Consider the following 13,540-nt stretch of genomic DNA (forward strand, 5'->3'; position numbering starts at 1 on the left):
AGCTAATGATTTCCATTAGTTTTAGCGAAGCGTACTCCTAGCTTGTAAATTATAACTATAAATTCAAAACACTGTTTATAAATGAAGTGGAAAAATTTTTTTCTCCATCATGAAATGGTTGAAACCGTTGATACATCAATGTTTATAGAGGGAGTTTAGTTCAATAACGAATGAATGTTATACTTTAAAGGAATTATATAAATTCGATGTTCAGCAATTTAATTAAAGTCTAAGAATATGTTAGTGAGGTATCAAAAATAATGATGAAAATAGTACCCCCTAATCCTTTTTTCTATAAAGGTGGAGAGAAAGCAGTGTTACTATTACATTCTTTTACAAACAATACGATTGATATGAAAAGGTTAGGGAAGTATTTGCAAAAGAACAATTATTCTTGCTATTCACCATTATACAGTGGACATGGTTTAACAGCAGAAAAACTTCTCACATATAGACCGTCAGATTGGTGGCAAGATGTTCTACACGGTTACCAGTTGTTAAAAGATGAAGGTTTTGAAAAAATAGCTGTGATTGGTCTTTCTCTTGGTGGTGTGTTTGCATTAAAAGTTGGTCAAGAGTTGGAGATAAATGGTGTTGTGACAATGTCAGTGCCAATACATAGGGAAGCTACTTTTCTACAAAAGCGTGTCTTTCATTATGCAAAAGGATACAAACAACTTGAAGGAAAAAATGAAGAACAAATAAATTTAGAAATGAGACGTCTTCAAGAAATGTCTATCGATTCATTAGTTGAGTTCCAACAGTTAATTGATATAACGATGGATAAATTAGCACTTTTAACGTCACCAATTCGCATATTATATGGTGGATTAGATGAACCATTGTATAAAGAGAGTGCAGAGGTAATTTTTCAAAGCGTTGCAACGAATCAAAAAACAATGAAAGGATATCCAAACTCTAAACATTTAATGACATTAGGCACGGACATTGACGACGTGAACGAAGATATTCTTACATTTTTAAATGATTTATCTTGGTAGTTTTAATGGATCTCCAACTAACGGAGTGCTTCGTATTATATAGTTCAGCCAGATCTTTCTGGTTGAACTTTTTTTATTTAGATTTAAGCTATCAGTAGCCAGGGTAGAACGTACGGGTGCGTGGGACATTAATCCCGTCAACTAAACTGTTCACCCCCTACTTGTAGAAATATGTTTGAGGCTGGTTGGGACTTAGATCTCGTATAACAAGCGAAGCTATAATACTACTTGGAGGTAATAGGGGTTACTGGTGAATACGTTATAGGAGGAGAAAAAATGAACCCGGTAGTGGGTATTGATGTAGCTAAAGATGAAAGTGAAGTACAAGCTTTTTTAGAAAAAGGAAAGCCATATGGGGAAAATTTTTCAATTAAGCATAATCGTGAAGAGTTAGACAAGTTTATAGGATTTTTAGGAGAGATTAGATCGATAACAGGGAGAAAGCCTGTTGTCATTTTGGAATCAACAGGTCATTATCATACACCGATTATTCAATGCTTAGAAGAAAATGAAATACTTTATATTTTGTTAAATCCAATCATCTCTTATCAAGCAAAGAAGTCAAGTTTAAGAAAGGTAAAGACAGATGCCTTCGATGCCTATCAATTATGTGTTCTCTATTACAAAGAGGAATTTGAACCTTATAAAATGAGAGGGATTCACCTTCTAAACCTTCGTAATCTATCGAGACAACAGGAGATTATAACGAATATGTATGTGGAAGCTAAGCTGCAATTTCATACTATTTTAGATCAGGTTTTCCCCGAATATAGAAAAGTTTTTGGAGATCTTTTTTCTAAAGTCTCTTTGTTGATATTGAAAGAATATCCAACGTCAGAAAAAGTTCTAGAATCTAATGAGGATGATTTATCAAATAGTATACGTGAGTATTGTCCGAGTCGTTCTGCCCTATGGGCAAGAGAAAAGGCAAGAAAACTGATAGATTCAGCCAATCAAAATCCTTTTCAGAAGGTGATGTATCAAAGTCACTTATTTAATCTGAATATGTATATTGATATCCTATTTCATTACCAAGGACACCTTTCGGAATTAGAGAGCCAAATGATATCCCTGGCAAGTGAGATAGAAGAATATAAGATTATCCAATCAATTCCTGGAATCGGTGAAAAGATCGCTGCAACGATTATTTCTGAAATTGGGGAAATTGATAGGTTTAATCACCCTAAGAAATTGGTGGCCTACGCTGGAATTGATCCGAGTGTGTATTCGTCAGGAAAATTCACAGCGACAACGAATCGGATTACTAAACGTGGTTCTAGTAGGCTAAGGCACGGTTTATATTTAGCTGTTTTGTGTGGAATAAGAAGCTCTAGAAATAAAAAACTCAAAGAGTTTTATGACAAGAAACAGTCAGAAGGAAAACCTTCAAAAGTTGCGTTAGTTGCTTGTATTAATAAACTTCTTCAATGGATATATGCTTTATTAAAGAGGAAAGAAGTTTTCCTTGATTTATCTTAATTTATTAAATTGACCATTAGATGAAAAGCCTTCCACAATACACTTGGAGGGTTATTTGGTATGCCCAAAAACAGTATAACATAAAGAAAAGTGCCATTTTACAAATAGATATTGACAACCTATTAGCTGGTTTAGTTTAACAAATGATTATAATAATAAAATAAAAACAGGGTTGATTCTACACGTATTATAGATCAAGCTCTGTTTTTATTTTAAACCTTATTTAGCAACATCCTTTATTTATACATCCACAATAAAAAACACCTGCCGTAGCAAGTGCTTTGTAATCACCACAAAAGTGTGGACAATTTATCCGTAGTTGAAAACTGAACCTAAATCAATTTGATGAAGCTCCCCCAAAAATTAGGGATTCCTCATTTTGGAGGAAGCCTACCGAAAAGACGGCTACCTTATTAGGACTTTTTCAGAAGGTCCAATTTTGAATAGCCCCCTATTTCAGTTTTTAGCGAATCGTCAAATTGACGTTTTGTGCGAATCCCTAAATCGATGATTTGCTAGATACAGAATTTCCGTATTGCTCAAATTAGCGAATCGAATTTCAGGAATCGTTAAGTGCTGTCAAACGCTTTGAGATTCTATTTCATGAGTAGTTACCTTGCTCGATTGCTCTGATGGCTCGTTCTTTGTAAAGTTTTCACATGTTTTTAACGTTTCGTTCAACTCCGTGAGTTTCTTTTCTATCGCCCAAAGGTTATCTTCTGCGATTCGCGCAAATACACCATAACGATCAAACTCATAAGCAGCATAATAAATATCATCCTTTTTTTCTTTCGGTTGCCATTTCCCAAAATAATTTTCGATTAATTCTTGTTGAACAAGCCGAGCCTTTTCTAGTGCAATTGAAACATCGATTACTAAATCTGAAATTTGATTGTAATTCGTTAAGTGTTGTGTTTGTTGCTGCATATCCTCATTCCCCTTTTTCATCTATTATTTTGTTGCTACTGCATTCAATAGTAATTGTTTATTATGATCAGACATTACACGCCATTCTTTACCTGTTACTTTCATTTGCCCTCACATCCTTTCATATTAAAATACTTCTGTTGGTCCATTGCGTTCTAATAACCAGTTGTAAAAAGGCACTGGACGTATATTTACACGCTTATCATCCACAGGTGATGTATTTGTTGTGGAAGGATTATCTCTACGCTCTACAGCCTTACTATATGCTCCTATAAATACGGCTCTAAATGTACTAGCAATTGTCAGCACACCGTCTTTAATGTCGTTGGCTATTTTAAAAATGACATTTTTGGCTTTTATAAATTCTTTAATGTTTTCTGCTTTAGATGCCAATACCACTTTATGCAGCTCGTCTTTAAAGTTGTCCGAAAGCGGAAGCGAGTGCATAAAGTCATATAGCATCTTCTGGTATTCATTCATGTACGCTTTGCAACCCTCTTTTTCGGCATGTACACGGCTATATACGACTTGTAATGAAACGGCATCACCTTGTATCTCTTCTTGTTCAATAGGCTTGTGTGGGCTTCCACAAGGTTCAACTAGGTATGGCAAGATAATATAGATGTTTGCACCGCGACCCCCTTTTTCCTTCGTAGTAGTCTCTTTCTTGATGATGCCTAGTGATTCTAATTTCTTAATGGCACGGTATACAGTTTTCGTGCTGATTTCTAAGCTGTCTGCAATTGTGGAAGCTTTTAAATGACAAGCTCCAGGATAATTTAGTGCATGGGAAGCAAGTTTATAAACAATGGCGCGCTCTGATTCTGTAAGCTCATAGAAATGTTGCTGGATATGTTGCTCAACGTGCTGATCCATTTCGTGTACTGAATTGAATGTTTCGTATTGTGCTAAATATTCGAACGCTGCCATTGTTCTCACCTCTCTTTCCTGCAACATGTCGACTATTTCTTGTCCATTTACCGACTAACCTTTGATGGTTGTTAAATGTTCCTTATTAGTTACATAATAAAACCGATATATTTAAAAGTCAACATCGAACAATACTTTTTAATATCATTTTGTAACCAAAAGGTTTATTAATGTTCTCTTTAAGTATATAATTTTAAAGAGGTGATATTTTATGATGGGAACTAAAATCAAAATGGTTTTGGTTAAAAAGGGAATGAATGTTGTACAATTAGCGGAATTGCTAGGGACAACTCCACAAAATCTATACAAGAAATTTAAAAGAGATAACTTTAGTGAAAAAGAACTTGTGGAAATAGCAAATGTATTGGAAATTAAATTTGAAGGTTTCTTCTTCTTGGAGAATGGGGATAAAATTTAACGTCCACACAACAAAAAAACACTCTCGGCCCATCGTGCAGCTGAAAGTGTTTTTCTTTTGGTCATAATAAAAAGCAACCACATTTTTAGCAGCTGCCTTGATTAGATATATATTATTTATTAAGAGCATGTTTTAAAAGATTAAAAGAATAAATGATTAAGGTTCAAATTTCATCGGTTCATGCTTACTCTCGCAACGGATTTCAGCATTCCAACGGTAAGACATTGCGGTGAGACATTCAAGAATGTAGGAAATGGATAACTAATTACAATTGTCTGTTTTTATTATGTACTTTTACCTCTAAGTTACCTAAAATGGAAATAAGTATATAAATTAACAAAGAGGAGCTAATATAACATGGAGTCACTGACTATAAATGAAAGAATTTATAAAATTAACTTTATCCCTTTTGAAGACAAATGTGGTCTAAATGAAGATGGAACATACGATAATATTTACAGAGGCAAAAGAATTAAATTTCATTACAATGAAGAAATATTACATGCAATGATATATGGAGATACAAAACATCGAATTAGTTTTGGTTCCAGCCTTTTTACCTTCTTTGGAGAAGATTTAGAAAAGGTAAAGGAATATTTTCGGGAAAAACATGGGATAACAGAATTTAAATATTATGACCTAGACAAAGATTATTACCTGTTTTTTTAGGAAGCTCGTTATAAGCGGTCGCTACTGACTTACTACCTTCAACAACTTTTCGATAGAGTTCTGGTTCTTCTTTTTTAATTCGTTTCATGCGTTTTATTGTGGAAGAACTAACACCAGCTATTTCAGCTAATTTTCTAGATGAGTTGTGAGGTGGTTGTACCTTTGTCACAGTCGAGGTAAAGGCACTATTGTTCTTAATTATCCCGCCATTTTTAGCGCCATCTATTTTCGCCTTCATCCCTTCCTCGTAAATCGAACTAACTAATTCCTCTGTACTCAATACAATGTGCATACGTTGTGCTGGTGTTAGATTTCTACGCTCAATAGCCGTATCACGAACGAACTTCATCTCTTCATCTTCTGTTAAGTCATGTTGCTGAACCTCAACTTGCTCGATACCCAACTTAATAGCAGCTCTTAATCGATGTCGACCGTCTTCCACACGGGTGTCCTTGTTATGTATCATACTTATAGTAAAACACTGTGTAGGCTCTACTGTGGCTTTGATACATAAAAAACACCTACCGAAGTAAGTGTTTATTTAGAGCTAAATTTCAGACCACCCATCACGGAGTGGTCTTTTTTTAAATGTTCATATTTCAATAGTCATTATATTATAAGTATTTTCTATTGATTCGAAAGAATTGGCCAACCATACTCCAATCTCCAACATTTTTCTAATAATGTTTTTAATTCATTGTATTCAGAAGGTTCAAGTACAACATAGCTATACTTCCATTTGGTCAAATCATTTAAACTAGTTCCTTTTATTTTCAATGATCCTGTTGTTTCGTTATCTCTAAATTCTTGGAGGATTCTTTCTCGTAACCCATACGAACCATCACTCTCTAAACTACTTCCACCAATGCCATTGTACACTATCCAAAAACCACCTTTTGGATTTTGCTTTATTACTTTTTTCAAACCATTTCTCAAGTTAGCTAACTTAGGAATATCTACTGCATTCGATTTTTGTGATATGGTTGATTTACATAATTCATCTAATGAATAAGAAGTATAAATCCAATATAATCCACACTTTTTAGTTTCTGGACCTCCTTCAAGCATTAAATTTCCGTTTTTATCTATTGTAATGGAATGTTGACCACACAGTTTTCTGCGTCTTTCAATATCATTAATTTTATCTTTCATCTTAATTACCTTCTTTACTTATATTTCAATTTTAATAATACTCTACAATTGTATGTTTTGGGTATATTTTCCTCATGAATTTCTACTAATTTACCATAAAAGCCAGTTAGTAATTGAAAGAGCTAAACAACTACATGCAGATGTTGAGACAGATAACAATTAACGTTGTCTGTTTTTTACTATGTACAATTACCTATCATTTCCTTTATAGTAATATATGAAAGGATTTGATATATATGGGTTATGTATTAGTGTTATTAGGTTTCTTAGGTGTTTTTGTAGGTCTTGCGTTATTAATAATCGGATTAATAAAAAAGAAAAAGATGAAAGGCGGTCTTGTTTTAGGTATCTCCGCCGCGGCGTTTATTGTCGGGTTTATTATGGTGCCTACAAACAGCACAGATTCAACTAATGACTCAAATGAAAAAGAAAAAGTGGCAACAGTAGCAAAACCTAAGGAAGAAACAGCTGAGGAAAAGGCTGCACGTGAAGCTAAAGAGACTGAAGAAAAAGCTTTGGCTGAGCAGAAAGCCAATGAAGAAGCTAAATTAAAAGAAGAACAAACCAATAAAGAAAAAGAAGTGAAAATGTCAAAACAAAAAGATTATTACATCAAATCTACACAACCAGCTATTGACGAGTGGGTTAAAACATATGACCAACTGTGGAATAGTATTTGGAAACCAACTTTTGAAGCAATAGGAAATGGTAGTAGAGATGTATATGCTGCTTACGATAATATGAAATCCTTGAAAGATGGATATAGGACGTTAACTTTAAAAGACTCTGTACCAGTAGAAGGATTAAGTAAAGAGCAACAAAAAACTATTAAAGAAGCTATGAGGGATTTAACCTATGCCGCTGCATCAAGACAATTAGCTGCCGAAAAGGCAATGAAGATGTTTGATACAAGTGATTTCTCTCCATCACAAATGGATAAAATAAAATCTGATGTCGCTACTTCTGATACTCAATTAATGAAAGGAGTTATTGGGATCACTAAGGTTAAACAAGAATTAGGATTAATTGAGGAAGCAAACAATTAAGTCACTCACCGAGTGGCTTTTTTTATGTATTTTTTTAGCAATTAAAGATAATATATTCGCGATATCTACTGACTTGTGTAAATAGATATTATATAATAAGAGTATAGAAAGGAGGTGAACAAAGTGGATTACGATAAGATTTTAACTTACTTAATATCTATCGCAACACTCGCAAACTTACTTACAAGTTCAGCGAAAAACATAAGCGATATGAAAAGTAAGAAAAAACAAAAGCGACGCCCCTCTCGCAAAGGAAAACGTCGCAAATAGCTTTACTGAAGGAGGTTAGCCCCTCCTTCACCTTAAATCTTATCATATCCATTCAACTATGAAAAATATTATTATGTACGCTGTCACTTTTGCATTTGCTTTGTACATTTTGACAGACATGGTGAACTGGAAAGAACCTAAGCTTTTTGATTACTCGATAATTGTTATTTACGCGATATGTCTAATTCTAGCTGTGTTGAATATCGTTCTACTTATAAAGAAGAAAAGGAATGAACTATAATGAAAGAATACAAAATAACTAATAAAGACGAATTTATTAAATTGGTTCAATCAGAAATATTAACAACATCAGAAGTTTTGGAAGAACTACAAATATCTCGGCAAGCACTAAATTCACTTGTAAAGCGTGGCAAGTTAGTTCCTGTAAAAGAATTAAATCGGGATAAATTGTATTTAAGAGAAGATATAGAAAGCCGAAAAGAAGCCGCTAAGGAGCTTCATGCGAAATATAGACCTTTTGATGAATAAACTAAAAAAAGACCAGGTACTCATGTTTAAGTGAGTCCTGGTCAATTGTTTATATGGCTTTAGTACTCGAGTAGCATACTTTAACATGATAGTTACTATTTTAGATTATACTTCACTTAAACTAAAGTATTTATCGTTTTGCGATTTTAATTTGTAAAGTTTCACTGTTTGATCGAAATTGGATATTATTTTATTGATATTTTCTTCACTACAATTCATACCTAAATAAATCGCAGTCGGTTTTATAAAGGGAAAAGCAAATCCATGAACATCCGTTCCTTTCATATCAAAGCCAATATATCTCCATTCTTTTTCATAACCCCAGCTAGTGTGTTTAGTTCTAAACAATTCTTCGAAAATATCAATCATTTCTTCATATTTAACTTGATTCTTTGGTATCTCTCCTTTTAATATATCTAAAATAATATCACTAATATTAAAACGTTCTTCTTTATATACAACTGGTCGTATTTTACCATAAAATCCATCGCCTACTGTGAATGTATATTCAACACACATCCCAGTATGATTCCCAGCATAATTTCCCCATAAAGGCATGTTATTATTTGTATTAGAAAAACAGGTAGTAGCAATATTACTCTTGAATGGTTCCATTATATTTCTATTAATCATTGTTATTATATCTTCATTGGCATTTTTTGATTGATCAAACAAATTATTATCTTCGATAAATTTCTTAATAAGAGTTTCATCATAATAGTAGGGGTTACAATCAAATGGGTCATTTAAATAAATTGCTTTAGATAACCACAATTTATTTTCCTTTATTGTTTCTATTCGATTATCAGAAATTGGTTGATACTTATATAATTTAAGGGGCTTATCCACATCTATAACTGTATTCATATTAAAACTCTCCTTTCTAAAATACAATCATTAAATAACAATTATATCAATAAAAGGTTTATCAGGAAAATAAATATTCGATTAAAACTATACAGTCTTAACCTTTACTTACTTCGTTCTGAAATGATGATTTTCAATCCTTGATAATCGATACTTGTCATAGTTCTACCTACAATGTTCATTTGGTACATAGGTTGGACTTTATGGCATAATAAAAAGCCACATCTATTTAGAAGCAGCTTTTAAACAAAACAACATTTTATATCTTAGTAATTAAATTAAACTTCTCGAATTCAGTTTTAAAATATTTTATAGAATTTTGAAATATGTTTAACAATTCTGTAGATGTTGTATAATCCCCTAACCCGACTTTTGTTTTTATATTACCTTCCTTAAATCTTCTTACTCCTGAACTAATTTCACTCGGTTTTTGATTATGAATAAAATTATTACGAATAGCATTTAATTTTTTTATTATTATATTGTTATTAATATCATTCATAACTTTATAAACTTCATTTTCGTCAAGTTGAAGTAACATTTTTAATACTTTTCTTCTAAAACCAGGTTTTGTTTCTTCGTCAATTTTATATTTAATGTTAACTATGTGAAAAAGAGAATCTATTAAACCAATAAACCTTGAATACAAGCTTTCAATATAGAAATTAAACCAATGTTGATAACCAAAATGTTCAGGTTGAAAATTGGGATAAAATATTACTTTGCCTTTTTCTTTTCTAAACCATTCTTCGTCAGGAATTCCCTTGTTATAAAAGTGTTTAACTAAAACATAGTTAGATAGCAAATCTGATACGCGATTATTAAATTCACTTTTTAAATGGTCAATTTCTATTTCTCTGTCGGCGTCTCTTTTTAAAATGTCGAAACTAATATGATTTTTTTGTTCAAAAAATAAACAATCAAAAATATCATTTAATTCTCCGATAATACTTTCCCATTCGCTCTTTTCTGGTACTGTTAAGTAATCTGCTATATCAATCGTCAAAATTACATACCTCTTCACATTAGAATTGCGGTAATATTTTCTATTAACTCTATTCTAAACTAAAAGATAAATATATGTAATTAATCCTTGAAAATAAAAACACCTACCGAAGTAAGTGTTTTGATAAAGAATATTTTTGGATCACCTATCATGGTGTGGTCTTTATCTGGATTATTTAACTATATCACCTGTTAGTTGCATAAAAAAGAGCTGGGCACAGAGTCAAACTAATAAAATATTTCCCTTTGTTCAGCTGCGTATTTAATTAGTTACTCCTTAAGAAATCAACGATCATTTTCTTTTCATGATCTGGCATCATATGCATGTGGCCGCACCCTTTTAGTATATGGACTGTGTTATTTGGTATGATTCTTTTTGCTCTTGGTAATACTTTTTTCGCTGGAAATAAACAATCTTTTTCTCCTGCCATAACAAGTGTCGGAGCTTTAAACTGTTGCATTAAGTGTTCACTCACATTGGATGGCATCCCTATTTTAGTTTTTACATGATCAAAACTATCTTTCACCATATCCAAAGTATCTTTATCCAGAATTTCTTCTTTAATGGCCATAAATAAAGCTGTTTCTTTTATATATTTTTCTTTCTTTGTTAGTTTATATTTAAGTAGTGGGATCATCATTTTCACAGTACTGATTGGAAAGGCATTGTTAATACCAGATGGCACAATTAATACGGATTTCTTTACTTTTTCCGGTGCGGTACACATTAGTTTTGCCAAAACTCCCCCCCCAAACGAAACCCCAAAACAAGCTATTTTATCGAATCCAAGTGCTGTTATAACGTCACTTGCCCACTTTCCATAATCATAATTACGAGGAGAGAGATTAACTTCATCACTTTTCCCAGGATGGCCAATAATATCAACCGCATAAATGTGAAAATCCTTAAGCAGGAATTTGTACATTAGTAAATTATAGGCAGTCGTACTATTCCCACCATGAAATACTATCAATGGTTCACCCGATAGATTACCAGTTTCAATAATGTGTGTTCTTCCAAAAAGAGTATGAACATAAACATCCTTACATAAATGATCCAATTTCTTCAATTGAGCATCATAAAGTTGTAGTGACATTTCTCTTCCAGATTGTGTTTTGTATATACTCATACAGACCCCTCTTATATCCATATTTTCCTATCAAGCCCTATTTGTATGTTATCATATTCATGTACCATTCCAACCAATTTTCTAACAATGTTTCACCCTGCATTATTGAATGTGGACGGCTATCACGCATATAGTAACAGTTATTGAAAGGTACCGGGCGCTCTCTATGCTCTTTGTCTTCCACAGATGATGATTTAGTTGTCTTATTATTTAAATCTCTCTACAGCCCTACTATATGCCTTTGTAGATATGACACTTAATGTAGGAGCAACTGTTAATGTACCGTTCGCAATATCGCACAAAATGTTAGCCAAAACGGCCTTTGCATGCACAAAATTACGAATGCCGTTCATTTTTGTTGACAAAACGGCTTTATGAAGCGGTTGGAGATAGACCTATTAAAATTATGAAACCTAAGCCAATAATTAAGAAGCCACGCAAAACGACTTTGAAACGGGCAATAAAAAACTACTTTAAGTAACAGATAACAATTAATGTTGTCTGTTTTTTGTTATGTACTTTCCAACTATCCCCTAAAAAATGTAAATAAGGGAAAGTGTCAAAAATAATAGAAAGGAGGAAATATGAGAAAAATACGTAGAACTATCTTTTACCACACCCCATCAGGTAAAGGTATAACACAAACTGACGATGGTGAGTATTTTGTATTGGATGGTTGGAATGAAGATGTGTATTTACTATGTTATCGAAGTAACTATTTTGGAGTAAGGCTTGATAAAGAGAACTATGTGATGAAGCCGATATACGAGGAAGATGAATTTGGTAACTTTGACAAAAATGATTTTCCGATTGGTTATGAAATCGAGAAATAAGTAAAGGCGCTCAGTTGGGTGCCTTTTTTATTATCAAAAATAGACGATTTTTATCATGGTAAATAAAATAATATATGGTTAAAGTTGTAATTATAGGTCATTTAAAGAATTGACCTTATACAATTTTAAAGGAGGATACATAAGTGATTAATTTGTTTAAAAAAAGTTTTATTTATCTAGCATTAACGTTACTAACAATAGTTAGTTTTAGTGTTGAAAAGGCATCAGCAGAAGATGGTTATACTGATAATTTAATACCTATTATGGCTCATTCAGATGTCTCAGCATTTGGCAAAGCTTCTTCTTCAGGTAATTTTAAGGGTACACCTAGTTGGAAAGCCTTCGATGGTGAACTTAACTATCATAAAAATAGTGCATACTATGCTTGGGGAACTGAAGCAAAAACAGGATGGTTAGCCTATGAATTCACATCACCAAAAGCAGTAAGTAAATACGTAATACATAATAATGGAGGGGCGCCAGAAACATTTCCGAATACGTGGACATTTGAAGCTTGGGATGGTTCTGATTGGGTAGTACTCGATTCTCAAAGCGGTGTAACAGCGCAAGATTGGGTAAAGAACCCTCAACAAAGTTTTACTTTTGAGAATACAAATTATTATAACAAGTACAGAGTTAATATCACCTTATCTAACGGTGCGGCAGGGACTGTCAATACCGCAATATGTGAACTTCAAATGATGGAAAAGCTCTCTACTCCAACAGAACCTGACACTGAATCAATTACATTAGACAAAAATGTATTAGAACTACTAGAAGGTAGCCAAGATAAATTAACAGCTACAATTTCACCTGAGGACTCAGCAAATAAAAATGTAATATGGTCATCAAGTGATGAATCAATTGCAACTGTAGACCAGAAAGGTAATGTTACAGCTATTAAAGAAGGCGAAGCAATTATTACTGCTAAGGTAGAAAATACAGAACTTGTTGCAACTGCTACAGTTATTGTTAAGAAACCGATTAGTGAATCATCAAGTGCAATTCTTAGTATCACTTTGGTGAATGGCATTACAAAAGAATATGATGTGACTAGTACAGTTATAGACAGTTACTTAAATTGGTTTGAAAGTGCTCAAGGTACTTCAACATTCAAGTTCTCAAAAACAATTTCTCCTTATAAAAAAGTAACGGAATATATCGTACATGATAAGATTGCTTCATTTGAAGTAAGAGAATATTAAAGGCAAAAAGCCCAGGCTCAAAATTATGAACTGAACCCCGAATAGTGGACACTTTAAAAAGTGACCCTATTCGGGGTTTTTTGTTCATTTCACAAAAAAATCTCGTTATACTAAATATA

General features: G+C 32.9%; 16 protein-coding genes. 9 read left to right on the top strand and 7 right to left on the bottom strand.

Annotated features, from left to right (window positions below):
* Positions 1-260 precede the first annotated feature (260 nt).
* Positions 261-1,001 (top strand): alpha/beta hydrolase, encoded by a 741-nt coding sequence (locus ACIQZG_RS23710; RefSeq protein WP_402758507.1) that lies wholly within the window; start codon positions 261-263, stop codon positions 999-1,001.
* A 276-nt stretch (positions 1,002-1,277) separates the two neighbouring features.
* The gene (locus ACIQZG_RS23715) at positions 1,278-2,480 is read left to right on the top strand and encodes an IS110 family RNA-guided transposase (RefSeq protein ID WP_402758509.1); all 1,203 of its coding nucleotides are present in this window, start codon (positions 1,278-1,280) and stop codon (positions 2,478-2,480) included.
* Between the two features lie 579 nt (positions 2,481-3,059).
* Here ACIQZG_RS23715 and ACIQZG_RS23720 read toward each other — a convergent pair.
* Positions 3,060-3,428 carry a hypothetical protein gene (locus tag ACIQZG_RS23720; protein ID WP_402758511.1) on the bottom strand — a complete coding sequence of 123 codons (369 nt, stop codon included), beginning with the start codon at positions 3,426-3,428 and terminating at the stop codon, positions 3,060-3,062.
* Positions 3,429-3,533: 105 nt separating this feature from the next.
* Positions 3,534-4,337, bottom strand: a complete 804-nt coding sequence (locus ACIQZG_RS23725) for a helix-turn-helix domain-containing protein (protein ID WP_402758513.1) — start codon at positions 4,335-4,337, stop codon at positions 3,534-3,536.
* A gap of 211 nt (positions 4,338-4,548) precedes the next feature.
* Between ACIQZG_RS23725 and ACIQZG_RS23730 the strand changes: the two genes are divergently transcribed.
* Positions 4,549-4,755, top strand: a complete 207-nt coding sequence (locus ACIQZG_RS23730; protein ID WP_402758515.1) for a helix-turn-helix transcriptional regulator — start codon at positions 4,549-4,551, stop codon at positions 4,753-4,755.
* Positions 4,756-5,112: 357 nt separating this feature from the next.
* The gene (locus tag ACIQZG_RS23735; protein WP_402758516.1) at positions 5,113-5,424 is read left to right on the top strand and encodes a hypothetical protein; all 312 of its coding nucleotides are present in this window, start codon (positions 5,113-5,115) and stop codon (positions 5,422-5,424) included.
* On the opposite strand, the gene ACIQZG_RS23740 is transcribed toward ACIQZG_RS23735, so the two are convergent.
* Positions 5,381-5,890 (bottom strand): hypothetical protein, encoded by a 510-nt coding sequence (locus ACIQZG_RS23740; RefSeq protein ID WP_402758518.1) that lies wholly within the window; start codon positions 5,888-5,890, stop codon positions 5,381-5,383. The genes ACIQZG_RS23735 and ACIQZG_RS23740 overlap by 44 nt on opposite strands.
* 161 nt (positions 5,891-6,051) lie before the next feature.
* The gene (locus tag ACIQZG_RS23745; RefSeq protein WP_402758520.1) at positions 6,052-6,576 is read right to left on the bottom strand and encodes a hypothetical protein; all 525 of its coding nucleotides are present in this window, start codon (positions 6,574-6,576) and stop codon (positions 6,052-6,054) included.
* Between the two features lie 236 nt (positions 6,577-6,812).
* Here ACIQZG_RS23745 and ACIQZG_RS23750 point away from each other — a divergent pair, with 236 nt between their 5' ends.
* The 3 genes from ACIQZG_RS23750 (at position 6,813) to ACIQZG_RS23760 (ending at position 8,381) form a co-directional block, all read left to right on the top strand.
* A complete protein-coding gene (locus ACIQZG_RS23750; protein WP_402758521.1) occupies positions 6,813-7,622 on the top strand; it encodes a hypothetical protein in 810 nt (269 codons plus the stop codon).
* Positions 7,623-7,745: 123 nt separating this feature from the next.
* Complete coding sequence (locus ACIQZG_RS23755) at positions 7,746-7,892, top strand: hypothetical protein (RefSeq protein ID WP_402758523.1); 147 nt, start codon at positions 7,746-7,748, stop codon at positions 7,890-7,892.
* A gap of 240 nt (positions 7,893-8,132) precedes the next feature.
* Positions 8,133-8,381 carry a helix-turn-helix transcriptional regulator gene (locus tag ACIQZG_RS23760; protein WP_402758525.1) on the top strand — a complete coding sequence of 83 codons (249 nt, stop codon included), beginning with the start codon at positions 8,133-8,135 and terminating at the stop codon, positions 8,379-8,381.
* 105 nt (positions 8,382-8,486) lie between these two features.
* On the opposite strand, the gene ACIQZG_RS23765 is transcribed toward ACIQZG_RS23760, so the two are convergent.
* The 3 genes from ACIQZG_RS23765 to ACIQZG_RS23775 form a co-directional block, all read right to left on the bottom strand.
* A complete protein-coding gene (locus ACIQZG_RS23765; RefSeq protein WP_402758527.1) occupies positions 8,487-9,248 on the bottom strand; it encodes a DUF2971 domain-containing protein in 762 nt (253 codons plus the stop codon).
* Positions 9,249-9,507: 259 nt separating this feature from the next.
* Positions 9,508-10,254, bottom strand: a complete 747-nt coding sequence (locus ACIQZG_RS23770) for a Cthe_2314 family HEPN domain-containing protein (protein ID WP_402758529.1) — start codon at positions 10,252-10,254, stop codon at positions 9,508-9,510.
* A 265-nt stretch (positions 10,255-10,519) separates the two neighbouring features.
* Positions 10,520-11,383: an alpha/beta fold hydrolase gene (locus ACIQZG_RS23775; RefSeq protein ID WP_402758531.1), complete on the bottom strand. Its 864-nt coding sequence runs from the start codon at positions 11,381-11,383 to the stop codon at positions 10,520-10,522.
* A gap of 584 nt (positions 11,384-11,967) precedes the next feature.
* Between ACIQZG_RS23775 and ACIQZG_RS23780 the strand changes: the two genes are divergently transcribed.
* Both ACIQZG_RS23780 and ACIQZG_RS23785 read left to right on the top strand, forming a co-directional pair.
* Positions 11,968-12,216, top strand: a complete 249-nt coding sequence (locus ACIQZG_RS23780; protein WP_402758533.1) for a hypothetical protein — start codon at positions 11,968-11,970, stop codon at positions 12,214-12,216.
* 143 nt (positions 12,217-12,359) lie between these two features.
* The gene (locus ACIQZG_RS23785; RefSeq protein WP_402758535.1) at positions 12,360-13,421 is read left to right on the top strand and encodes an Ig-like domain-containing protein; all 1,062 of its coding nucleotides are present in this window, start codon (positions 12,360-12,362) and stop codon (positions 13,419-13,421) included.
* Positions 13,422-13,540 lie beyond the last annotated feature (119 nt).

It is taken from the genome of Lysinibacillus sp. NPDC096418 (assembly GCF_044762775.1).
Classification (GTDB): Bacteria; Bacillota; Bacilli; order Bacillales_A; family Planococcaceae; genus Lysinibacillus.